The 21821-nt window shown below is 71.4% G+C and carries 28 protein-coding genes; 12 read left to right on the top strand and 16 right to left on the bottom strand.

The features are described 5' to 3' along the window. Positions 1-17: 17 nt before the first annotated feature. Positions 18-1031 carry a methionine synthase gene (locus IF55_RS15195; protein WP_030884606.1) on the bottom strand — a complete coding sequence of 338 codons (1014 nt, stop codon included), beginning with the start codon at positions 1029-1031 and terminating at the stop codon, positions 18-20. A gap of 84 nt (positions 1032-1115) precedes the next feature. Here IF55_RS15195 and IF55_RS15190 point away from each other — a divergent pair, with 84 nt between their 5' ends. Continuing rightward, positions 1116-1562 (top strand): DUF3592 domain-containing protein, encoded by a 447-nt coding sequence (locus IF55_RS15190; RefSeq protein ID WP_051776177.1) that lies wholly within the window; start codon positions 1116-1118, stop codon positions 1560-1562. 49 nt (positions 1563-1611) lie between these two features. Here IF55_RS15190 and IF55_RS15185 read toward each other — a convergent pair whose 3' ends face one another. The 5 genes from IF55_RS15185 to IF55_RS40595 form a co-directional block, all read right to left on the bottom strand. Further along, entirely contained in the window at positions 1612-2301 is a 690-nt protein-coding gene (locus IF55_RS15185; RefSeq protein WP_030884599.1) for an SDR family oxidoreductase, read from the bottom strand. A gap of 24 nt (positions 2302-2325) precedes the next feature. After that, entirely contained in the window at positions 2326-2865 is a 540-nt protein-coding gene (locus IF55_RS15180; RefSeq protein ID WP_030884596.1) for an LOG family protein, read from the bottom strand. A gap of 171 nt (positions 2866-3036) precedes the next feature. Further along, positions 3037-4365, bottom strand: coding sequence for an NADP-specific glutamate dehydrogenase (gdhA, locus tag IF55_RS15175; protein WP_030884593.1), 1329 nt, complete (start codon positions 4363-4365; stop codon positions 3037-3039). Between the two features lie 235 nt (positions 4366-4600). Beyond that, positions 4601-5776 carry an FAD-dependent oxidoreductase gene (locus IF55_RS15170; protein ID WP_030884590.1) on the bottom strand — a complete coding sequence of 392 codons (1176 nt, stop codon included), beginning with the start codon at positions 5774-5776 and terminating at the stop codon, positions 4601-4603. A 140-nt stretch (positions 5777-5916) separates the two neighbouring features. Then, on the bottom strand, positions 5917-6057 hold the full coding sequence (locus IF55_RS40595) for a hypothetical protein (protein WP_245661208.1): 141 nt from the start codon (positions 6055-6057) through the stop codon (positions 5917-5919). 211 nt (positions 6058-6268) lie between these two features. Between IF55_RS40595 and IF55_RS37195 the strand changes: the two genes are divergently transcribed. Beyond that, positions 6269-6505 (top strand): DUF397 domain-containing protein, encoded by a 237-nt coding sequence (locus tag IF55_RS37195; protein ID WP_245661207.1) that lies wholly within the window; start codon positions 6269-6271, stop codon positions 6503-6505. Positions 6506-6597: 92 nt separating this feature from the next. Here IF55_RS37195 and IF55_RS15165 read toward each other — a convergent pair whose 3' ends face one another. Next, the gene (locus IF55_RS15165; RefSeq protein WP_030884586.1) at positions 6598-7020 is read right to left on the bottom strand and encodes a Rid family hydrolase; all 423 of its coding nucleotides are present in this window, start codon (positions 7018-7020) and stop codon (positions 6598-6600) included. Between the two features lie 14 nt (positions 7021-7034). Beyond that, positions 7035-7709, bottom strand: a complete 675-nt coding sequence (locus IF55_RS15160) for an HD domain-containing protein (protein ID WP_030884583.1) — start codon at positions 7707-7709, stop codon at positions 7035-7037. A gap of 70 nt (positions 7710-7779) precedes the next feature. Here IF55_RS15160 and IF55_RS15155 point away from each other — a divergent pair, with 70 nt between their 5' ends. After that, positions 7780-8724, top strand: coding sequence for a GlxA family transcriptional regulator (locus IF55_RS15155; RefSeq protein WP_030884580.1), 945 nt, complete (start codon positions 7780-7782; stop codon positions 8722-8724). A 75-nt stretch (positions 8725-8799) separates the two neighbouring features. Here IF55_RS15155 and IF55_RS15150 read toward each other — a convergent pair whose 3' ends face one another. After that, positions 8800-9144, bottom strand: coding sequence for a hypothetical protein (locus IF55_RS15150; protein ID WP_030884577.1), 345 nt, complete (start codon positions 9142-9144; stop codon positions 8800-8802). 226 nt (positions 9145-9370) lie between these two features. Here IF55_RS15150 and IF55_RS40590 point away from each other — a divergent pair, with 226 nt between their 5' ends. Together IF55_RS40590 and IF55_RS15140 are read left to right on the top strand one after the other, a co-directional pair. Beyond that, a complete protein-coding gene (locus tag IF55_RS40590; protein ID WP_245661206.1) occupies positions 9371-11017 on the top strand; it encodes a cytochrome P450 in 1647 nt (548 codons plus the stop codon). 216 nt (positions 11018-11233) lie between these two features. Continuing rightward, positions 11234-11821, top strand: a complete 588-nt coding sequence (locus IF55_RS15140) for a TetR/AcrR family transcriptional regulator (protein WP_030884570.1) — start codon at positions 11234-11236, stop codon at positions 11819-11821. 161 nt (positions 11822-11982) lie between these two features. Here the strand turns inward: IF55_RS15140 and IF55_RS15135 are convergent, their stop codons facing one another. Continuing rightward, positions 11983-12447, bottom strand: coding sequence for a DUF2000 domain-containing protein (locus tag IF55_RS15135; RefSeq protein ID WP_211269993.1), 465 nt, complete (start codon positions 12445-12447; stop codon positions 11983-11985). Between the two features lie 100 nt (positions 12448-12547). Here IF55_RS15135 and IF55_RS15130 point away from each other — a divergent pair, with 100 nt between their 5' ends. Then, a complete protein-coding gene (locus IF55_RS15130) occupies positions 12548-13072 on the top strand; it encodes an Lrp/AsnC family transcriptional regulator (RefSeq protein ID WP_037965637.1) in 525 nt (174 codons plus the stop codon). A 105-nt stretch (positions 13073-13177) separates the two neighbouring features. Here the strand turns inward: IF55_RS15130 and IF55_RS15125 are convergent, their stop codons facing one another. After that, positions 13178-13435, bottom strand: coding sequence for a helix-turn-helix domain-containing protein (locus IF55_RS15125; protein WP_051776176.1), 258 nt, complete (start codon positions 13433-13435; stop codon positions 13178-13180). A 75-nt stretch (positions 13436-13510) separates the two neighbouring features. Here IF55_RS15125 and IF55_RS15120 point away from each other — a divergent pair, with 75 nt between their 5' ends. After that, the gene (locus IF55_RS15120; protein ID WP_051776175.1) at positions 13511-13900 is read left to right on the top strand and encodes an NmrA family NAD(P)-binding protein; all 390 of its coding nucleotides are present in this window, start codon (positions 13511-13513) and stop codon (positions 13898-13900) included. A gap of 390 nt (positions 13901-14290) precedes the next feature. Then, on the top strand, positions 14291-15058 hold the full coding sequence (locus tag IF55_RS15115; RefSeq protein WP_030884557.1) for an alpha/beta fold hydrolase: 768 nt from the start codon (positions 14291-14293) through the stop codon (positions 15056-15058). Between the two features lie 42 nt (positions 15059-15100). Here the strand turns inward: IF55_RS15115 and IF55_RS15110 are convergent, their stop codons facing one another. Further along, positions 15101-15532: a winged helix-turn-helix transcriptional regulator gene (locus tag IF55_RS15110; protein ID WP_037965635.1), complete on the bottom strand. Its 432-nt coding sequence runs from the start codon at positions 15530-15532 to the stop codon at positions 15101-15103. Between the two features lie 181 nt (positions 15533-15713). On the opposite strand from IF55_RS15110, the gene IF55_RS15105 reads away from it, so the two are divergent. Continuing rightward, a complete protein-coding gene (locus IF55_RS15105) occupies positions 15714-16565 on the top strand; it encodes an NmrA family NAD(P)-binding protein (RefSeq protein ID WP_030884553.1) in 852 nt (283 codons plus the stop codon). 131 nt (positions 16566-16696) lie between these two features. On the opposite strand, the gene IF55_RS15100 is transcribed toward IF55_RS15105, so the two are convergent. Continuing rightward, on the bottom strand, positions 16697-17140 hold the full coding sequence (locus IF55_RS15100) for a hypothetical protein (RefSeq protein ID WP_030884551.1): 444 nt from the start codon (positions 17138-17140) through the stop codon (positions 16697-16699). Between the two features lie 583 nt (positions 17141-17723). On the opposite strand from IF55_RS15100, the gene IF55_RS15095 reads away from it, so the two are divergent. Further along, on the top strand, positions 17724-17930 hold the full coding sequence (locus IF55_RS15095) for a hypothetical protein (protein ID WP_157854408.1): 207 nt from the start codon (positions 17724-17726) through the stop codon (positions 17928-17930). Between the two features lie 76 nt (positions 17931-18006). Here IF55_RS15095 and IF55_RS15090 read toward each other — a convergent pair whose 3' ends face one another. Next, positions 18007-18615 carry a TetR/AcrR family transcriptional regulator gene (locus IF55_RS15090; protein ID WP_048831991.1) on the bottom strand — a complete coding sequence of 203 codons (609 nt, stop codon included), beginning with the start codon at positions 18613-18615 and terminating at the stop codon, positions 18007-18009. A 94-nt stretch (positions 18616-18709) separates the two neighbouring features. Continuing rightward, positions 18710-19408 carry a GOLPH3/VPS74 family protein gene (locus IF55_RS15085; RefSeq protein WP_211269992.1) on the bottom strand — a complete coding sequence of 233 codons (699 nt, stop codon included), beginning with the start codon at positions 19406-19408 and terminating at the stop codon, positions 18710-18712. Positions 19409-19682: 274 nt separating this feature from the next. Here IF55_RS15085 and IF55_RS15080 point away from each other — a divergent pair, with 274 nt between their 5' ends. After that, a complete protein-coding gene (locus IF55_RS15080) occupies positions 19683-20840 on the top strand; it encodes an EstA family serine hydrolase (RefSeq protein WP_030884542.1) in 1158 nt (385 codons plus the stop codon). An 88-nt stretch (positions 20841-20928) separates the two neighbouring features. On the opposite strand, the gene IF55_RS15075 is transcribed toward IF55_RS15080, so the two are convergent. After that, entirely contained in the window at positions 20929-21237 is a 309-nt protein-coding gene (locus IF55_RS15075; protein WP_030884539.1) for a type II toxin-antitoxin system prevent-host-death family antitoxin, read from the bottom strand. 168 nt (positions 21238-21405) lie between these two features. Between IF55_RS15075 and IF55_RS15070 the strand changes: the two genes are divergently transcribed. Beyond that, positions 21406-21798, top strand: a complete 393-nt coding sequence (locus tag IF55_RS15070) for a VOC family protein (protein WP_030884537.1) — start codon at positions 21406-21408, stop codon at positions 21796-21798. Positions 21799-21821: the final 23 nt, after the last annotated feature.

The raw sequence follows: 21821 nt of genomic DNA, 5'->3' as shown, positions 1-21821 counted from the left end.
TTGCTCCAAGAGCGCCGTCACTCAGGGTTGTCCGCGAGCGATCTCGCCGCCTTGACGCAGTGTGCGAGGGCCGTACGGGCATATGCGGGCGAAGCGCCCGCGAGCCCGCACGCCGGGGTGACCACGACGGACTCCGCGAGAGTCCCCGGTGCCAGCCCCAGCCTGCGCCACAGCGTCCTGACACCCATGACGCTACCGGCAGGGTCCGACAATGGGCCGTCAGTGCCCGGCACCACACCCGCGAAGAGCGCCGTGCCGCCCTCCACAGCCTCCCCGATCGCCTCCTCCTCACGCTCGGTGAGCAGCGAGAAATCGAACGACACGCCCGCCGCCCCGGCCCGCCGCAGCAGGCCGAACGGCACGCCCGGCGCGCACGAGTGGACGACGACCGGCGCGCCCCCGGCGGCGGCCACCACGTCCCGCAGCGCGCCCTCCACCACGCTCCGGTCCACGGCCCGGTGGGTGCGGTAGCCGCTGGCCGTACGGACCTGGCCGGTCAGCACCGCCGTGAGCGACGGCTCGTCGAGCTGGAGCACGACGCGCGCGCCGGGCACCCTGCGCCGCACCTCCGCGAGGTGGGCCCGCAGCCCCTCGGCGAGCGACGCCGTCAGGTCCCGGCACGCCCCCGGATCGCGCAGCGCCGCCTCGCCGCCGCGCGTCTCCAGGGCCGCGGCCAGCGTCCACGGGCCGACGGCCGACACCTTCAGCGGCCCCTCGTACCCCTGCGTGAACTCCTCCAGCGCGTCGAGGTCCTCGCCCCGCCACGACACCGCCCGCCGGGTGTCCCGCCCCGGCCGGTCGCTGATCCGCCACCCGCTGGGCTCGACGTGCGCGTACACCTCCACGAGCAGCCCCGCGGTCCGCCCGATCATGTCCGCGCCCGGCCCCCGCGCGGGCAGCTCCGGCAGAAAGGGGAACGCCTCCAGCGACCCCGTGACGGTCTTCGCGGCCTCCCGCGCGTCGTCGCCGGGCATCGATCCGACGCCCGTCGCCACGCCCGCGGCCCAGCTCTTCTCGCTCTTCTCACTCACCCCGGAAGGGTACGAGAGTACGAGCACGCGGGAACCGCGACGGCCCGGGCGGAGTCTCCGTCCCAGAAACCGGAGGTGTGTGCCATGTCCTTCCTGTCCAGCGCACTCGTGCTCGCCATCCCCGCGCTGATGGCCTGCCTCGCGCTCTACGGCATCGGCAGGGTCGCCGAACGGCGCCGCCGCCTCACCACGCTCTGGCGCACGGGGCTCACCGCCCAGGGCCGCTGCCTGCGCGCGTACGCCACCGGCCGCGGCGGCGACGGCGGCCCGGCGGTCCTCCACCACGTGTACGAGTACCGCACCCACGACGGCCGCCCGGTGCGCTTCGAGGAGACGGGCAGCCCGGCCTCGGTGATGGCCGGCGACACCCTCACCGTCCGCTACTTACCGGACCAGCCCGAGCAGGCCACCGCCCTCCAGCCGGACAACTCCGGAATGCTCCGCGCGGCGGCCGCGTCCATGGCGGTCCTCACCGCGCTCCTGGCGGTCATCGTGTGCTTCCTGGCGGTGTACGTGGCGGTGTTCATGTAGCGCGTACGCGTTCATGTGGCGCGTACCCGCCCGTTCGAGGACGCGGCCCTCAGCGCCCCGGCCGCACCGTGATGTCGTTGATCTCCGCGTCCCGGGGCAGGTCGATGGAGAGCAGGATCGTCTTGGCGATCGACTCCGGGTCGATCCAGCGCTCGGCGTGGTACTCCTTGCCCTCCTGCTGGTGCACCTTCTCCTGCATCGCGGTGGCGGTGCGCCCCGGGTAGACGGAGGTGACGCGCACGCCGTTGCCGTGCTCCTCGGCGCGGAGCGAGTCGGCGAGCGCCTTGAGGCCGTGCTTGCTGGCGGCGTACGCGCCCCACTGGGGGCCCGCGCTGAGGCCGGCACCGGAGTTGACGAAGAGGACGTGGCCCTGGGCGATGCGGAGCTGGGGGAGGAAGAGGCGGGTCAGTTCGGCCGGGGAGACGAGGTTCGCGGCGAGCTGGCGGTTCCAGGCCTTCGTGCTCAGCTCGCCGATGCCGCCGAGGTCCACGACGCCCGCGACGTGCAGCAGCGTGTCGACGCGGTCGGGGAGCGTCTGCTGGCTGAGGGCCCAGGAGAGCCGGTCGGGGTTGCCCAGGTCGGCGACGAGGGTACGGGCGCCGGGGAAGCGCTCCGCGAGCTCCTTGGCCCGCCCCGCGTCGCGTGCGAACAGGTACAGCTCGTCGCCGCGTGCCAGCAGCCTCTCGACGACGGCCGCCCCGATGCCCGAGCCGGCCCCAGTGATCATGTGCGTACTCATGGGGCCCACTTTGCCTTACGGGTCCTACTGGACTCCGGCCGACTCTTCGAGATACGCCATGGTCCCCACGCCGTCCTCCGCGAAGAAGACCAGCTCCGTCAGCGGGATCGGCAGGAAGCCCTCTTCCTCCATCCGCTGGAACTGCTGCTTGAGCCCGTCGTAGAAGCCCGCGGCGTTCAGCAGCACCACCGGCTTGCTGTGCATCCCGTGCTTCTTCAGCTCCAGGATCTCGGTCGCCTCGTCGAGCGTGCCGGTGCCGCCCACCATGATCACGATCGCGTCCGCGCGCGCCAGCAGCAGCGCCTTGCGCTCCGCGAGGTCCTTGGTGACGATCATCTCGTCCGCGTTGGTGCGCGCCTTGGCGGCCAGGAACTCCACCGAGACGCCGACCAGCTTCCCGCCGTTGTCCTGCACCCCGTCCGCCATGACCTTCATCAGGCCGGACTCGGACCCGCCCCACACCATGGTGTGGCCCCCTTTGCCGATCAGCTCGGCGAATTCACGGGCGGGGGCGGTGTAGCGGTCGTCGAGGTCGGCGGCGGAACAGAAGACGCAGATATTCATGGCTGCCACGGTACGCGCGGCTCGTGCCTTGCCGCCCCCGCCTTTGCGGGCGACAAGGGCTGCGGCCCCTGGCTTGGTTCATTCCTGTCTGTGCGGCTCTGCACGGCTCTGTACAGATCTGCACGTTCTAGCTGAATCGCGGTATCGCGGTACCGCTGTACCGCTCGCTGATCAGATGAGGCCCTGCTCCAGCATCGCGTCGGCGACCCGCTCGAACCCGGCGATGTTGGCGCCCACGACATAGTCGCCCGGCGCGCCGTACCGCTCGGCGGTCTCGAAGCAGGTGGCGTGGATGCCGCGCATGATCTCCGCGAGCTCGCCCTCCGCCCGTTCGAACGTCCAGGACTCGCGCCCGGAGTTCTGCCGCATCTCCAGCGCGCTGGTCGCGACGCCGCCGGCGTTGGCGGCCTTGCCCGGCCCGAACGCGACGCCGGCCTCCCGCAGCACGGTGACCGCCTCGGGCGTCGCCGGCATGTTGGCGCCCTCGGAGACGGCCTTCACCCCGGCGCGTACGAGCGTCCGGGCGGCGTCGCCGTCGAGTTCGTTCTGGGTGGCCGAGGGGAGCGCGACATCGGCGGGGACGTCCCAGACGGAGCCGCCCGGCACGTACGTGGCCGAGGCGCCGCGCCGCTCGGCGTACTCGCTGATGCGGCCGCGCTCGACCTCCTTGATCTCCTTGAGCAGGGCGAGGTCGATGCCCTTCTCGTCCACGATGTAGCCGCCGGAGTCCGAGCAGGTCAGCACGTTGGCGCCGAGCGCCTGGGCCTTCTCGATGGTGTAGATGGCCACGTTGCCGGAGCCGGAGACCGTGACCTGCTGCCCGTCGAGGTCCTCGCCGCGCTGCTTGAGCATCTCGGCGGTGAAGAGCACGTTCCCGTACCCGGTGGCCTCCGTACGGGCGTGGGAGCCGCCCCACTGGAGCCCCTTGCCGGTGAGGATGCCGGCCTCCCAGCGGTTGGTGATGCGGCGGTACTGGCCGAACATGAAGCCGATCTCCCGGCCGCCCACGCCGATGTCGCCGGCCGGTACGTCCGTGTGCTCGCCGAGGTGGCGGTGGAGCTCCGTCATGAACGACTGACAGAACCGCATCACCTCGGCGTCGGAGCGACCGTGCGGGTCGAAGTCGCTGCCGCCCTTGCCGCCGCCGATGTTGAGCCCGGTGAGCGCGTTCTTGAAGATCTGCTCGAAGCCGAGGAACTTCACGATGCCGAGGTTGACCGAGGGGTGGAAGCGCAGTCCGCCCTTGTACGGGCCGAGGGCGCTGTTGAACTCCACGCGGAAGCCCCGGTTGATGTGGATCTCCCCGGCGTCGTCCTGCCACGGCACCCGGAACATGATCTGCCGCTCCGGCTCGCAGATCCGCTCCACCAGCTTGGCCGCGGCGATCTCGGGCCGCGCGGCGAGGACCGGCGCCAGCGTCTCCAGGACCTCCAGCGTGGCCTGGTGGAACTCGGGCTCGCCCGGGTTGCGGCGTATCAGCTCGTGGTGAAAGGACGACATCACATCAGTACTCACATCGGTCCCCTTTCAGGACAGCGAAATGTCCATGCCGTTTCTGGTATGGCCATGCGACTTTAAGCGCCGGACGCACCAATGAAACCTCCGGGGCGGCTACGGAACACCGATCACGGGCGACGCGACGCCGGCCACGTGCCGCGGAACACCGGGCGCGGGCCGCGGAACACCGGCCGCGGGGGGCGTCGGGCGGCCCGCCGCGGCCTCCCCCGCCGGCGGTTCACCGGGACTCGCCGTCTCCGTGGGTGAGGGCGGCCAACAGTTCCTGGGAGGTGGCGCTGTTGAGCGCGACGGCGGCGGCCGAGGCGGCGGCGCTGCGGGGGAACAGCTCCCGCTCGTACGCGGCGAGCGCGGCCTCGACGTCGCCCGGGTGCGCGGCGAGGGCCCGGCCGAGGGCGGCGCCGTCCAGCATGGCGAGGTTGGCGCCTTCGCCGTCGGGGACCGAGAGGTGGGCGGCGTCGCCGACCAGCGTCACTCCCGGCACCCGGTCCCAGCGGTGGCCGACCGGCAGGGCGTGGAGCGGGCGGAGTACGGGCGCGGTGTCGGCGTCGGTGATCAGCGCGGTCAGCTCTGGGGCGCAGCCGTCGAACTCGGCCGCGACGCGTGCGCGGGCCGCGTCGGGGTCGGTGAAATCGATGGCGGCGAACCAGTCCAGCGGCTTCGCCAGCGTTATATACGTGTGGATGGTCGCGCCGCTCTCCCGGTGCGCCACGATCCCGGCACCGTTCCCGCTGTTCCCGCCGTTGCCGCCGCTATCGCCGTCGCCGCTGTTCTCGCCCGAGTCGATCGCCCCGAACGTTCCGCCGCCGACCATCTTCGCGGCGGCGGGGTGGCGGGCGTCGACATCGAACAGGTAGGTCTCGACAAAGGACCGGCCGGAGTACGCGGGCGTGGCATCGGAGAGCAGCCGCCGGACCTTGGACCAGGCGCCGTCCGCGCCGACCAGCAGATCCGTGGTGACGGTGGAGCCGTCGGCGAAGGTCACCTCATGGGCGCCCGCGCCGAGGGAGCGGACGCCGCTTACCTTGTGCCCCCAGCGAACGGTGCCGTCCGGCAGCGATTCGAGCAGAATCCGCCGCAGTTCGGCCCGCTGCACCTCGGGCCGGCCGCCCGTACCGTCGTCCGCCTTCTCCAGCAGGACGTTCCCGTCCCGGTCGACGAACCGCAGCGCCTGGCGGCCCTCCAGGATGATGCCGCGGAACTCCTCCATCAGGTCGGCGTCCTGGAGGGCGAGTTGGCCGTTGTAGTCATGGATGTCGAGCATCCCGCCCTGCGTACGAGCGGTGGGCGACGCCTCCCCCTCGTACACCGTGACGGGAAAACCGTGCAGGTGCAGCACCCGGGCCAGCACGAGCCCGCCGAGCCCGGCGCCGATGATCGTGACGTGAGTGGTCATGTGATGCGTGCTCCCTTGCCTGTCGCACACCGGCCGGGCGGTCGCCCGGCAGGCTCTCCGGCAAGGTTCGGACTCCATCCCGACAGCCGACCGACGCCGCCCCGATACCCACCGATGTACGACCGACAGGGCCAAGCCCCTCAGGCGGCGAGGGCGGAGGAGAGGGCAGGGCCGGGAGGAACCGGGCCGCCGGCGAGGGCGAGTTCGAACCAGACGGTCTTGCCGCCGGGCCCATCCGCCCCGCCCCCTATGGCACACGCGCCCCACCGGTCGGCCACCACACGTCAACAGCTCCGCACGGTAACGGAGTTCAGCCAGCTCATGCGCGTCCAAGATCGCCCGCAGCGCGTCCCTGGCAATGCGCGGCCCCCGCGGATCACACGGAAACCCCAGCTCGTACTGCCAGGGTTCGGTGAACGGGATGGGGACAGGGTGATCGGCGGCGTGCGGGGAATCCGGAACATCTTCAGTCCTCCCGAGGCGCCTCCTTGAGTGGGGCGCGCTTTGACGAGCGGGCGAGTTCTTCGACTCCCCCGCCCAACTCGCCAACTTCCGCGCACGGCTGGACTTGAGGGAGGCAACAACTGCATCGAGATCGCGGCAACGGGAAGCACCGCAGCCCTTCGAGAAAGTGAAACCCCCGCGAACGTGGTCTCGACCAACCGCGCGGCGCTCAGCACGCTCGTGCTCGGCATCAAGGCCGGGAACGTCCGGGTGCCGCGCCCCTGACAGGGGTCCTGACCCAGGGGGCGGGCGAAAGCGCCGACACGGCGGCCGACGTGACGGGCCCTGGGCCCGGCCGGGCCGGGCCCAGGGGTGGGCTACCGACTGGCGTCGGGGTAGGCGGCGGTGGCGCGGATTTCTACAAGGAGGCCCGGGCTGGCCAGGCCGGTGACTCCGATGATCGTCCAGGTGGGAAATGGCGCCTTGATCAGGCGCCCCTTGGCCTCGGAGAAGCCGGACAGGTGCTGGTGGATGTCGACGTGGTAGCTGGTGATGTCGACGAGGGCGGATAGGTCGAGGTTTTCCAGCCGGAGGATCTCCTCGATCTTTCGGATGGCGATCTCGGTCTGCTCCTCGATGGTTTCGGGAATGGTGCCGTCGGCGCGGCGGCCGATTGTTCCCGCGATGAACAGGAGGCCGTGCGCGCGAACGGCCGCGGAATAGCCGAAGCTCGCAAAGGCACTGGTGGTGGTCCCGAAGACGGCGTTGCCCTCGGGGACCTCGACGGTGTGGGTGGTCATTGCGGTATGTCCTTTCAGTTGCCCCAGCGGGACGAGCGGCAGGCCTGTTCCATCCGGGTACGGCCGTACGTCTCGCGTTCGCGGAGGAATTCGCCGGGGATGGTGTAACGGGGCGCGTTCTTCGGGTCTTTCGCGGCCTGCGCGGTGATCGCGTCGATGAGTGAGCGGGCCATGTCCAGCCGCGGGTACGCGCCGTGCACGGCGTCGGCCTGCTCGTCGGTGACGGCGGCGATGTGGCCGGGGCCCATGGGGCCGCCGAAGTCGAGGGCAAGCCCTTCGCGGACGAGCACGCACAGCGTGCCGCGGCGTTCGGCGATGCCGGGCGAGGTGTGCAGGGCGATGGCCTGCCAGACCTGGTCGGCGTCGGCCGCGGACACTCCGCGTTCGGTGAGGAACGCGGCGGCCCGGTCGGCCCCCTCGACCTCGAACCGCTCCCGGTGCGGACTGTCCGACGCCACGCCGAGGTCGTGCATCGCGCACGCGGCGAACAGCAGGTCGTCGTCGTAGTCGTCGCCGGCGACCAGGCCGAGGCGGGGCGCCACGAACCGCGCGAACAGATAGGTGCGGATGCTGTGGTTGAACACGGACGGCGTTGCCACCGGCCGGACGAGGTTCACGATGGCGCCGGCGAGCGGCGTGCTCGGCAGCGCGATCATGTCGGCGGGCGCCGCATAGGGGGATTCGGTCATGCCTTCAGCCTGGCCGCACGCCGCTGACCTGGCGAGAGGCAAAAATACCTCTCTTCGTTAGGATATTGCCATGGCAACTCATCGAGTCGCGGTCCTGGCGCTGGACGGGGTCACCCCGCTCGACCTGGGAATCCCGACGCAGATCTTCAACTCCCGCCCCGAGACCCCCTACGAGATGACCGTGTGCGCGCCCGGCAAGAAGGCGGCCACCACCGCGGGCTTCACCCTGGTCGCCGACGGGGACATGGAGCAGGTACGCGCCGCCGACACCGTGATCGTGCCGGGCTACGATCCGCTCGTCCGGGCGCCGGACGCCGTGCTCGACATCCTGGCCGAGGCCCGCGACCGAGGCCGGCGCGTGGTGTCGATCTGCACGGGAGCCTTCGTGCTGGCCGCGGCGGGCGTACTGGACGGGCTGCACGCCACGACCCACTGGAAGCACATCGACGACCTGGAACGGGACTTCCCGGCCGTCACGGTCGACCGCGACGTGCTCTACGTCGACGAGGGCGACGTGCTCACCTCGGCCGGCGTCTGCTGCGGCATCGACCTGTGCCTGCACATCGTCCGCCGCGACCTGGGCGCGGGTGCGGCCAACGAGATCGCCCGCGGGCTGGTGGCCGCTCCGCACCGCGACGGCGGGCAGGCCCAGTACGTGCCGGCCCCAGTCCCGGTCGCCGGCAAGACCTCGCTCTCCGACACCCGCGGCTGGGCCCTGCACCGGCTCGACGAACCGCTCACCCTGCCCGTACTCGCCCGGCACGCCGGCCTCTCGCAGCGCACCTTCATGCGCCGCTTCACCGAGGAGACGGGCACGACCCCCTTGCAGTGGCTCCTCAACGCCCGTCTCGGCAAGGCGCGCGAACTCTTGGAGACCACGGACCACCCGATCGACCGGGTGGCACGCGACTGCGGGCTCGGCACCGCCGCCAATCTGCGCCTGCACTTCCGGCGCGCCCTCGACACCACCCCCACCGCCTACCGCCGCGCCTTCGACCGCTCCGCGGCTCGCTGAGTCGCTGCCGGTTCCTCCCACTGACTGGTGTGGTGAAACACCCCTTTCTTACTAGGAGTTGACGCCGGTCGCCGCTTATCCCTCCCCGTCGGAGAACTCCCGCGCGAGGGCGCGGTGCCGCTCTGCGGCCAGCCTTCCCTGAGCTGGGCTGAAGATCGACCCAGGCATACGGCTCAGTCGTTCGACCTCCCCCGCGAAGCGCAGGTGCGTGTGGTGCGCGTATTCCCGACAGGCGAGACAGGTGACGCGGTCGGGGCGCGACGAGGTCATGGCGTACGGCACGCGCAGCCCGCAACCGGTGGTGACGACGCTCGGCAGATCGCCGACCAGGCCGAAGGTGGCAGCCAGCACATCGCGGGTAGCGGCCTCGGCGCGGACCACGTTCGTCTCGACATGGATGTGCGGATCGCCCCCGCCCATGGGACCTCCCCGTTCCGGCCGCCGGACAGACCAGGCGGGCCGTCGGACAGCCCGCCGGCGCTCCCGCCGCCCGGCCGGACCCTTCAGGCCGAGTCTGGCACGTACGGGCGGCGGGGCGGCACGCCGCGGGACGGAAGGCGCGCACCGGGGCAGACTGGCGGGTACGGGCCGGGCTGCGAGGCCCGTCGGCACAGACACGGGCGGGCCCCGGACAGGAGGCACCGGCATGCGCATTCCCGGACCCGAGCGTCAGGAGGACGGCGGACGGGGCGCCGTCGCCGCGGCGGGTGGGCTCCACCGGTACCAGTTGCTCCTGCACAACACGTACGGCCCCGTCGTACGCTTCCAGCTTCCGGGCGCGGACACGGCCGTATCGGTCGCCGATCCCGTACTCCTCGAAGCCACGGCGCACATCGACAAGCGCCCCGAAGAACTCTTCGCTTTCCTGGACCCGCTGTGCGAAGCGGGCAACCTCCAGGTACTCCCCGCCGACGAGCACACCCCGTGGCGCCGGCTCCTCCTCTCCGTACTGGCCGGACGCCCCTCCCACGAGCGACACTTCGCCCGCTTCACGGAGCTGGCCCAGGAGGTCGCGGATCGCTGGGCCGAGCGGGGCGGCGGTGAACCCATCGAGTTGCAGAAGGAGTTGACCGCGCTGTCGCTCCGCATGATCTGCGGATTCGCGTTCGGCGGCGCGGACGGCCGTACGGACTCGGACGACGGTATGGGCCCGGACGGCGGTACGGGCCCGGACGGCGGTACAGGCCCGGGCGACGGTACGGGCCCGGGCGCCCGTATGGACACCGGCGCTCGTACGGTCAGGGTCGCCCGTACCGACAGGGGTGCCCCTACGGTCGGGGGTGCCGGCGCTGACGCGAGCGGCGGCCCGGACGCCGATCGCCTCGTCGCGGCGTTCGAGGCAGTGCTCACCGAGCACCTTGGACGCCTCTACCAGGTGCCCCGCGAGGACCCGCGCTCGGCGGAGCGGGCCGAGGAGGCGCTCGCGTTTCTGCGGGACACGGTCGACCGTGTAGTGGCTGCGCACCGCACCAGCGGGCGTACGGACCGCAGCGACCTGATCGGCGCGATGGTGGAGGCCGGAGAGAGCCCGGCGCGCATCCGGGACACGGTGATGGTGACGCTGCTCGCCGCGCATCACACCACCGGGGTCGCCGTGTCGTGGACGCTGCATCTGCTGGGCCGCCACCCCGAGGCGGCGGACCGCGTGGCCGCTGAACTGGACGACGTGCTCGGCGGGCGCGCCGCGCCCGACTACGGCGACCTGCGCCTGCTCACGTACCTGGACATGGTGCTCAAGGAGTCGATGCGACTGTTCCCACCGGGCCCGTACGGCGCGCGTGAGACGACCGAGGACATGGCCCTCGGCCCGTACCAACTCGCCGCCGGGACCACGGTGTTCTACCCCTTCTGGGCGGTGCACCTGAACCCCCGCTACTGGCCCGAGCCGGAGCGGTTCGACCCTGAGCGGTTCACGCCGCAGGAGGTGGCCAAGCGCCCGCGGCTCGCGTACGTGCCCTTCGGCATCGGTCCGCGCGGCTGCGAGGGCGCGGCCCTCGCCACGGTCGAGGCCCAGCTCGTCCTGGCCGTCCTCCTTAAGCGCCTGCGCTTTCGGCCCGCGCCCGGGCACGAGGTGACGCCAGTGGAGCGGTTCGTACTGTGGGCGAAGGACGGCATCCGGATGACCGTGCGGCCACGGGATCTGCCATCGGCGCCCAGCGCCGCCGACGCCGGGCCTCAGACCGAGCCCGAGTCCGATGCCGAATCCGATGACGATGCCAAGTCCGATGACGATGCCGATGTCGGCACTGAACCCGAGCCCCACCAGTCCCAGTCCCAGTCCCCAGCAGAGTAGGAACGGGAGCGGGAGCCTGCTCGCGAGAAGCAGCGCACTCCGTGAAAGAAACAAGGCCACCCCTCCTCGAAAGAAGCCTGAGCGACGTACGAAACTGGGCACGGGACAGCCGGCCCGCCATCTGCCATCATGGCCAGACGGAACCGCGTTCCGATTTGAAATATACGGAACCTGGTTCCGATTGGCAAGGGGTGAGCGAATGGGAGTTTCAGCGCAGTGACCGGCAGCAGCGGCAACGCATCAGGATCACCGGCGCCTCGGAAGCGCGCCGACGCCCGGCGTAACGAGAAGACCCTGCTGGAAGCGGCCGCGGCGGCCTTCGTCGCCTCCGGCGTCGACGCGCCGGTGCGCGACATCGCGAGCAAGGCGGGCGTCGGGGTCGGCACGATCTACCGCCACTTCCCCACCCGGGCGGACCTGGTCGTCGCCGTGTACCGGCACCAGGTGGAGGCATGCGCCGAGGCGGGCCCCCACCTGCTGGCGAACAGCCCGTCGCCGTACACCGCCCTGACGCGGTGGGTGGACCTCTTCGTCGACTTCCTCGTCACCAAGCACGGCCTGGCCGAGGCGCTGCGCTCCGACGACCCCACCTTCTCGACTCTGCACGCCTACTTCCTCGACCGCCTCGTACCGGTCTGCGCAGGCCTGCTCAAGGCCGCCGCCGAGGCGGGCGAGATCCGCTCCGACATCGCGGCCCTGGAGCTGATGTTCGGCGTCGGCAACCTCTGCATCGGCGCCGACGAGCCGCGGTACGACGCCCGCCGCATGGTCGAACTCCTCCTGACCGGCCTGCGCCTGCCGTAGGCGGGAGCACAGTCCCCCGCTTGCCGTGGGCGTAGGCGGAGGCGCAGCCTCCCACTTGCCGTAGGCGCAGGCACACGGCCCCGCTTGCCGTAGGCGCAGGCATCGGCATAGGCATAGGCATAGACATAGGCGCAGGCAGGCCGGCCTCCTGCGGTCGGTGATCAGCGGAGCAGCGGGAGCTTCCCCACGAGTTTGTCGACGCGGTTGCGGGGGCCGAGGAGGCTGACGGCGCAGTAGGTGAGATCCGCGGCCTTGGTCCCCGCGATCTGCTCCAGGTACTGGTCGTAAACCCTGACGTTCTGCGCGTTCTCCGGCATGTCGACGACGAGTACGTCCGCCTTCTCGGCCGCCTTGGCGCGCAGGGCGCTCAGCGTCGCGGTGTCGGCGGCCAGGATGGAGCAACCGGCCCAAGGCAGCCCCGGGTGGCGGTACCCGTCGGCGTCCTCGGCATCAGCGCCCAAGAGTTGGGGGCGGTGCCGGCCTACGCCGGCCGCGATGCAGGCGGCGGCGTTGGCCTGCCGCCCGGCAGGCAGGTCGGCGTCCATCACGATCACCCATTTGAGCTTCGCCTGCCGGGTGGACAGGTCGGTCCGCATGTCGTCGGCGGTCAGTTCGGGTACGGACACGGCTGCTCCTCCTGGGCACGAGAAATGCCCGTGCTTTTGTTGCGTCATGACGCCATAGGCTAGGTATTGATGCGATCAGATCGGCTGCACAGCGCACATCATGTGCCGTAAAGGTGAAATCGTGGAACTTGATTCGGTGGACAGGGCTCTTTTGCGGGAGCTCCAGAACGATGCACGGCAGACGAACCGGGACCTGGCCGCGAAGACGGGCGTCTCCCCGTCGACTTCCCTTGAGCGGGTACGGCTGCTCCGGGAGCGGGGCCTGATCACCGGCTACCACGCCGCGCTCGACCTGGAGGCCGTCGGACGGCCCGTACAGGCGCTGATCTCGGTACGCATCCGTCCCCCCGCCCGGCCGGTCATCGAGGGTTTCCGCGAATGGGCGCAGCGGCTGCCGGAGGTCGTCGCCATGTTCGTCACCTCCGGCCCCTACGACTTCCTCCTGCACATCGCGGTCCCGGACGTCAACGGCGTCTACGCCTTCGTCATCGATCGCCTCACCGAGCGGCGGGAGGTCGCCGACGTGCAGACGACCATGGCCTACGAACACGTCCGCCCCCGCGTCATCGAACCCGCCCCCTCCGACGGGCCGGCCCGGCCCCCGCACACCCGCCGCCACCGCTGACGGCGCCACGGCCGCCACCACGGAGCGCGGGGCCAACCCCCTTCCCGTAGGCCGGGCCTTGACCGAACCATCGCCTCTCCCGACGCCTCCCGCCTCCGCCGGCCCTCAGTCCGGCTTCGGGAGGGAACGGAGGCGTTCCATTTGGGCGTGGCCGAGTTCGTAGGCCCGGCGCATGTGGTGGGCGATCACCTTGAGTTCGCTGTCGGTGTGGCCGTCGAGGAGCGCTTGCCAGGACTGGCCGAGGTCGTCCCATACGGCGGTGACGCGGGCGACGCGGTCCGCGACGGGGGCGACGAGTACACGGCGGCGGTCCTGCTGGTCGGGGGTGCGGGTCACATAGCCGCCGCGCTCCAGCCGGTCCACGAGCGCACCCGACGCCCCGGCTCGCCCGCCGCCGAGGCCCTGCACGGGCTGCGGGACGGCAGGCTCGCCTGGCCCATGCCCGCCGACCGGCCGCTCGCGCTCATTCCCGTCACCGATATCGGGGCGCTCGCGGCGCTGGTGATGCAGCGTCGCAACGAGTTCGCCGGCTGCCGTATCGACCTCGCCTCCGACGAGTGCACGCCGCGCCGGATCGCCGAACTCCTCACGGCGGCGACAGGCCGCCCGATCGCTCACCAGGAGGTTCCGCTGGCCCATGCCCGTACCCGGTCCGCCGACTTGGCCGCGATGTTCGCGTACTTCAACGGCATCGGCCTCGACGTCGACGTCGACGTCGCCGGGCTACGGCGCGACTACCCCGAAGTCGGCTGGCACAGCTTCGCCGACTGGGCCGGCGGCCGGCCATGGTCCACGCTCTTGTCGCCAGCCGCCGCCACGCATCAGTAATGGCCGCTCCCGGGAGGGCCGGTCCCGGGAGGGGCGGTCCCGGGAGAGGCGGTCCCGGGAGAGGCGCCTCCGGGAGGGCCGGTTCCGCGGTGGGCCACACCCGGGGGGCCGGTTTCGCTGTGGGCGCCCCCGAGAGGGCCGGTTTCGCCCCAGGCGGTTCCACGCCGCGCGGTCCAGTGGAAGCCGGTCCGTACCGGCGCGGGACACGCCCAGTCCACGCGCCCGCCCGACATACCCGCCCCGCCTCCTGCGTCAGGGCTCACATTTCGGTCGTACATTTCGCCCTCGCCCCCGGCGCGGATTCCCGCGGGATTGTCAGACCCATCCACTAGCCTCGGGCACTTCAGCGATCTTGGCCCTGGACCGGGCCGGGCCCGAGGGGAACAGCTCATGCACAGTGCCGTTGTGACGCCCGAAGGGGACCGGATCCGGTGGGTGGAACTGCCGGGGGAGAGCCCCGCGCGGGTTTACGTGCACGGGCTGGGGGCTTCGTCCGGGCCCTACTTCACCGGGGTCGCCGCGCACTCGCTGCTGGCCGGCCGGCGGGCGATGCTGGTGGATCTGCTCGGGCACGGGATCAGCGATCGACCGGACGGGTTCGGGTACACCCTGGAGGCGCACGCCGACGCGTTGGCCGCCGCGCTGGACGCGGCGGGTGTCACGGGCGCGGAGGTGGTCGCGCACAGCATGGGCGGGTCCGTGGCCATCGTGCTGGCGGGCCGGTACCCGGAACTCGTCTCGCGGTTGGTGCTCGTGGACGCCAACCTGGACCCCCTCACGCCGGAGCGCGGCGCCGACGGCAGCCGGGGCATCGCCGCGTACTCGGAAGGGGAGTTCCTGAGAGGCGGCGGCTGGGAGGAGACACGGAAACGGGCCGGGGGCCACTGGTGGGCCACCATGCGTCTCGCGGGGCGGGTGGCGCTGCACCGCAGCGCCGTGCACCTCGCCGCCGGGTCCGAACCCACCATGCGGGAGCAGTTGCTCAAACTGGAGCTCCCCCGGACCTTTCTGCTGCCGGCCGACGACGCGCCGCTGCCCGGCGCGGACGAACTGGCCGCCTCGGGCGTCTCCGTCGTCGCCGTCCCCGACTGCGGGCACAACATCATGCTCGACAACCCGGAGGCGTTCGTACGCGCGGTCGCCGAGGCCGCCGAGTAGCCGGGAGCCCGGAAGCCGGGATTCGGGAAGGGCCCGAGACGGCTAGAAGGGGGCCTGGCCTGCGGCCGCCCTCTTGTCGTCCTTGTCGTCGTAGGTCCTGCGGGCCGCCTCGACGCGCGCGGCGTTGTCCTTGGACCAGTCCGCGATCGCCGTCGTCAGAGCGCCGGCCTCGACCCCCAGGTCCGTCAGGGCGTACTCCACGCGGGGCGGAATGGTCGGGTAGACCGTACGGCTGACCAGCCCGTCGCGCTCAAGGTTGCGGAGCACCTGGGTCAGGGACTTCTGTGTCACGCCCTCGATGTGCCGGCGCAGCTCGGTGAAGCGCAGCGGGCGCCGCTGCCGACCCAGCACGCCGAGCACGTACAGCGACCACTTGTTCGCGAGCACGCTGACCACGGTGCGCGACGGGCAGTCCTTCGCATAGGTGACGTGGGCCGTGTCGGGGCCGGGGCCGGTGCCAGTTTCGGTATCCATCAGGTACCTATATATCCAAACGGTGCCTACTTCACAATCGATACCTCCCACGTGCAGGCTTGTATCCGCAACCGCACGCAACACTGCGCGCCCACGTGCATCCACGCACCCATGCGCCCCCACCCCCACATCGCACACCGCACCCCGCACTCCGCACCCCGCACCATCGAAGGAGAACGTCGTGATCGTGGTCACCGGAGCTACCGGCAAGATCGGCTCGGAGACCGTTCGGCTGCTCGCCCAGCGCGGCGCGGCCACCAAGGCGCTGGTACGGGACCCGTCCCGCGCGCCGGGCGGATCGTTCCCGGACGGCGTCGACATCGCCGTCGGCGACTTCGAGCGCCCGGACACGCTCGACGCGGCCATGCGCGGCGCCGACACGGTCGTACTCATCAGCACGTCCGTCCCGGCGCATGAGATCGCGGCCATCGACAGCGCCGTCCGGCAGGGCGTGCGGCACGTCGTCAAGATCACCAACCACAAGGCGTCGGAGTCCTCCCCGGTCGACCGGCGGCGGGACCACGCGCGGATCGAGGCGCATCTGAGGGCGAGCGGGCTCGCGTTCACGCTGCTCGCCCCGAACCTCCTCATGCAGAACCTCTTCGCCTTCGCGCCGATGATCAAGCAGACGCGGGGGTTCGTGATGTCGGCCGGCGACGGGCGGTTCGGGATGGTCGACTCCCGCGACGTCTCCGCCACCGCTGCCGCCGTCGCCGCCGCGCCGGCCGAGCACGCGGGGCACACCTACTTGCTGACGGGGCCCGAGCTGATCACGTACGACGACGTCGCGGAGGCGCTGACCGACGCGTTGGGCCATGAGATCGAGTACCGCCGGCTCTCCCCCGCCGAACACCGGGAGGCCATGATCGAGGCCGGGGTTCCCGAGCCGGCCGCGACCTCCAACGCCCAGGTGTTCGGCCTGATCGCCGACGGCGACGCGGCGTGGCTCTCCGATGACGTGGCCGCCGTCACCGGCGCGCCGCCGCGCAGCCTCGGCACCTTCGTCGCCGACCACGTCAGCGCCTTCGCCTAGAGCGCATCACTGGCGGGCGGGGCCTGGCCGCCGTTCGCGGTGGTCTCTTCAACGGCAGTCGTCGTGCGGTACGGCCGGGCCAACCATCCCCGGTACGGCCGACCGGCCCCGGCGCCTGCCCCCTGACGCCCCTACCGTCCGTCCCCGCACGGCGTCGGCTTGATGGACGGCGACGCGTCCAGGAGCCAGTGGCCGTCGTCGGAATCGATCTGCCATGCCGTGCAAATGGCGTCGCCGGCGGCGGACTTACCGGTCAGTGTCAGGAATTCGATGTCGCCATGTCCGCGAATGGAGACCGCGAGGTCACTGGGCCCGGCCTCGTCCAGCCGGTCCAGATAGTCCTTCGCGTAATCGTCCGAGACGCCGTCCTTCGGGAAGAGCTGGTTCAGGCTGTCGGAGTCTTTGCTCCGGGCCGCCTTGAGCACTTGCTCCTGAAGGGCGGTTCGGGACTCGGCCCCCGGGTCCGGGGCATGGTTTATGAGGAAGGACTCGGCCGCCACCCAAATCGCCAGGGCGGCGAAAATGACGTACGGGAGAAACCGCAGCCGGCTCTTCTTGGTGTTCTCCCCCGTCATCGCTCCCCCATCGTCGTTCCCTCGCCCTTCCGCGAATTGTGGTCGGCGCCACGCGCCATGCCGGCCCGTACCCCACCAGCCGGTACCGGCGGCGGTCGCGCGCGCTCGCGGTCGTGGCCCGGAAACAGGCTACCCAGAGGTAGTTGATCATGGGCAATGACCAGGCAAGAACCGAGCACAGGCTGATACAGCCGATACAGCCGATACAGGCCGTTACGGCCTGAATAGGCACCTTCGTCACGCACGGGTATGAGGCCGCGCCACGGTGTGACCCGATCGCCGCGCGGTGGGGGAAATTCCAGCCAAGATCGCGGGCGAGCGCCAACACCAGGGATTTGGCGGGCCTTTGCCGGAACCGGCGCACAAATGCGAACGAAATCCCTGCGGAACATCGCGGCGATAGGGCACGGCAGATCATGGCGGTCGCGGCAGGTCACCGAGAACCGTCCCGCCGATTACGCAAATGTGCATCCGCGCGGGGCGGGCGAGGCCGACAAGTGACGACGGAGGGAAACCAGCCCTCACGGACCGTGATCAGATCGCGATAAACCCCGTCGCTGTGGCCGAACCCCCTGGAGTCTCCGTGAGTTTGCGGATAGCCATCACCGCCGAGCGCCACGAGATCGCCGCCGCCATGGCGGCCGTCCTGGACCATCCCGGCTACCAGCACGCGATGACAGCCGCCGACGCCGAACTGGCGCGGCTCCCGGCGCTGAACATCGAGGAGTTGGTGGAACTGGCGAGGCCGGCAGGGGGTGTGGGGCGGCGGGACGAGGACGGGGGCGTATAACGCGTACGGCCGGGCGTCGCGTACCAATGGGCGTAGCCGCGTGCGGGTGTGCGCGGCCCTCCCGTACGTACGGCCGTCACTCCGGCTCCCTGGCCACCCCCGGTTCCTGGGCCGGCAGCCCCCGCAGGAGGGTGCCGAGGAAGAGGTTGAAGCGGGGGGCGGCCTGGCCGAGGCCGAGGGGGTTCTCCTGGACGGCCAGCCAACTGACGACGGTCGTGATGAAGATGTACCAGCTCTGTTCGGCCTGCTCGGCCGCCACGCCCGCGCTCGTGAACGCGGCGGTGACCTCCCCCCGGAGCCGTTCGAAGGCGGCCGAGTGGCGGTGCGGACGCGCGGTCCGGGTGGCGTAGCCAGGTACGGCGAGGAACTGGTCGTGCATGGCCCAGGCGACCCGCGCCAGCCACGGCCGCCAGTCGTCGCCGCGCGGGCCCTCGGCGGGGAGGACGCGTTCGACCATGACCTCGTTGACGAGGTCGAAGAGTTCGTCCCGGTTCTTGACCCAGCGGTAGAGGGCGCCGTGGGTGACACCCAGGCGCGCGGCGAGCTCCCGCATGGTCAGCGCGTCGAGGTTGCCGCCCGAGACGGCGGCGTCGACGATCCGTTCCCGGCTGATCTGCGCGGGGCGTCCGGGGCGCTGCCGGGCGGGGCGGGCGGGGCGCTGGCGGATGGGTGCGGCGTCAGCCATGGCCTCGACTATACGGTCGGGTCGCCGCGTCCCGTACGGCCGGGCCCCTACGGCCGGACCGTACGGCTGTAGGGGCCCCTCCGGACCCCGCCCCTCACTGACTCCAGCCGCCCCCGGCCGCCCTGCTCGACGCGACCGCCGCGCGGAACGCCTGACGCAGCCCGGGTACGGCGCCGTCGAAGTGGTCGCCGAGCGCGGCCAGTGCCTTCCTGTGCCTCCAGCGCTCGCGCAGCGTGAACACGCTCTCGACCTCGCCTTCGGCGGCGAGCACGGCCGTGGCCGTCTCGGTCAAGGGAAGCGTCGCCGGGTCGAGGCCGAGCATGACCGCGTTGCGCACGCGCTCCCGCAGACCGCGTATCTCCTCAGGGGTGTTGACCGTGATCTTGCGCGTCGGGAGGACGCCGAGCGCCGTGCCCTGGCGGACCGTGATCACTCCGGCCTCGGCGAGGTGCTCGCGTACGGCCGCCTCGGCCGTGTGCGCGTCGTTCTGGAGCAGCGTCATCCAGTGGCGCGGTTCGTCCGGCGATACATCGCGCAGCACTTCGGCGAGGAAGGGGTCGCTCGGCGGCTCGTCGACGGGCTTTAAGAGGGCCTTGCCGCTCTCCTCCGCGAGCCGTTCGTCGAGGGTCAGCTCGGTCAGCGCCGCGGCGCGCATCAGCAGCCCGCGGTACCGGCCGAGACCGGGTTCGCCGTCGTCCGCGTAGAGGCTGAGCAGATACATCCGCTGGGGCAGGGTCGGGTCCACATCGCTCGCTTCCGCAGGGGTCTCGCCCTCGATTATGAGCCCCCGCACGCCGCTGACCAGCGGCGGGTCCTGAACGGTGAGACGTGGTGACGCGTCGCACAGCGCAGTTTGTAACCACTGGTCATTAACTGCGTTACGCTCGCCTCACGCCCCCGGCCGACCTAGGACACCCGGACCGGAGGCCGAAGAAACGGAGATCGGGCACAGCGGCGCCCGGACCACAACGGAGATCGGACACAGCGGCGTCTGGACCACCACGGCGCTCGGATTGACGGGAAGCGAAGCGATGACTGACGACGTAGCAAGGACTGACGGCACAGCGATGACTGACGACACAGCGATACACGGCACCGTGGCCGAGGGCTTCGAGTCCGTACGGGCCGAGTTCGGCTCGGCCGCGGCCGAGGAGGGCGGCGAGTACGCCGCGCAGGTGGTGGCGTACCGGAACGGCGAGCGGGTCGTGGATCTGTGGACCGGCCCGGATGTCACCGCCGACTCACTGTTCGGCGCGTACTCGGCGAGCAAGGGCGCCGCACACCTGGTCGTCGCCCTCCTCGTGCAGGACGGAGTACTCGATCTGGATCGCGAAGTCGGCTCGTACTGGCCGGAGTTCGCGGCGGTGGGCAAAGGGGACCTTCTCCTGCGCGAACTGCTGGCACACCGGGCCGGACTGGTCGGCGCGGACGCCGGGTTCACGCTCCACGAGCTGGCCGACGACCGGATAATCGCCGAGCGCCTGTCGGGGCAGCGGCCGTACTGGCGGCCGGGCAGCACGTTCGGCTACCACGCCCTGGTCATCGGGGCGCTGAGCGGCGAAGTGGTGCGCCGCGCCACCGGACGGACCGTCCAGGAGCACTTCGCCGAGCGCGTCCGCGACGCGTACGAGGTGGACTTCCACCTCGGGCTGCCGGCCGACCAGGAGCCGCGCTATCTGAGCGCGGAGCCGCCGGTGGCGACCCCCGAGCGGCTGGCCGCGCGGGCGGCGGAGGCGACGAACGCGCACAGCCTGTCCGGCATCGCCTTCAACCGGCACCACCCGGACAACCCGGAGCTGTGGAAGCTGCCGAACTTCCCGGTGGTACGGGCCCTGGGTCCCGCATCCCTGGGCGGCGTGGCCTCGGCGCGCGGCCTGGCCCGGATGTACGCGGCCGCGATCAGCGAGGTCGACGGCCGCGCGCCGCTCCTGGAGCCGGCCACCGCCGCCGCGTTCGCGCAGCTCCAATCCGTCGGCTACGACCTGGTCAACCGCGTGCACAAGGCGTTCGCGGTCGGCTTCCACGCCACGTCCGAGGTCTACCCGGTGCTGGGGCAGGGCGCCTTCGGCCACAGCGGCGCCGGGGGCCAGCAGGCCTTCGCCGACCCGCGACACGGCCTCGCCTACGGCTTCACCCGCCGCCGCTTCCCCTTCCCCAACGGCCCCGCCCCGGAGAACGACCGCCTGATCCGGGCCGTGGTCGCCTCGTCCGAGGCGCTTCGCTGAGAGCAGCGAGCGAAGCCGTGCGCGTCAGAGGCGGGGCAGTGCCACCGGCCCCGCCCCTGCCCCTGCCCTCGCCTCATTGGGCCCCCGGTCACACGGTCCCCTGCTCAGCGTCCAGCTCTACGGTCGTACGGCAGCCGCAGTCGGTCCCCGGCGGCGGCTCGACCGGGCCGAACCGGCACCCCTGCCGCCGATGCTCGTCGTGGCGCAGCGCCACGACGGCGGCCTCCAGCTCTTCGAACGACTCCCGGGACAACACGGCCGCCACCGGTTCGCCGTGCTCGGTCAGCACCGTCGGAATCCCGGACGTCCGGGCCCGGCTGACGATGGTTTCCAGAGAGGTGGCCGCGGCGGCCGTGCTCTCGGTCGGCAGCTCGGAGAGCCGGTCGAGGATGTCCACGCGCTGACGGTAGGAACCGGAGTCTCACGGCGCAAGCTCACGAGAGAGCGAGGCCGACCGACCACCGAAACACCGTCCGGGGCGTCCGGGGCGTCCGAGGCGTCCGAGGCGTCCGAGGCGTCCGAGGCGTCCGAGGCGTCCGACACCAGGATCAGGCATCATCCCCGGATGACTCACATAGGACTCGTGACCCTCGTCGTGCGTGACTACGACGAGGCCATCGCCTTCTACACGGACGCCCTCGGCTTCGAACTCCTCGAAGACACCCGCGTCGACGAGCGGAAACGCTGGGTGGTGGTCGCGCCTCCCGGAGCGCGGGGGACGGCGGTGCTGCTCGCTCGGGCCGTCGGACCCGCGCAGGAGGCTCGGGTCGGGGATCAGACGGGCGGGCGAGTGGGGATGTTCCTCGCCACCGATGACTTCGCGCGGGATTACGACCGCATGCGGGCGGCCGGGGTGCTCTTCGAGGAGGCTCCCCGGCGGGAGCCGTACGGCACGGTGGCCGTCTTCCGGGACCTGTACGGGAACCGCTGGGATCTGCTCCAGCCGCGCCCGGCCTGAGGTGCGCCCGGCCGACGGCCCGT

The sequence above is a fragment of the Streptomyces varsoviensis genome (assembly GCF_000718635.1).
In the GTDB taxonomy this organism is placed as follows: domain Bacteria; phylum Actinomycetota; class Actinomycetes; order Streptomycetales; family Streptomycetaceae; genus Streptomyces; species Streptomyces varsoviensis.
The sequence above is the reverse complement of the archived record's forward strand: the minus strand, read 5'-3'. Positions and strand labels throughout refer to the sequence as shown.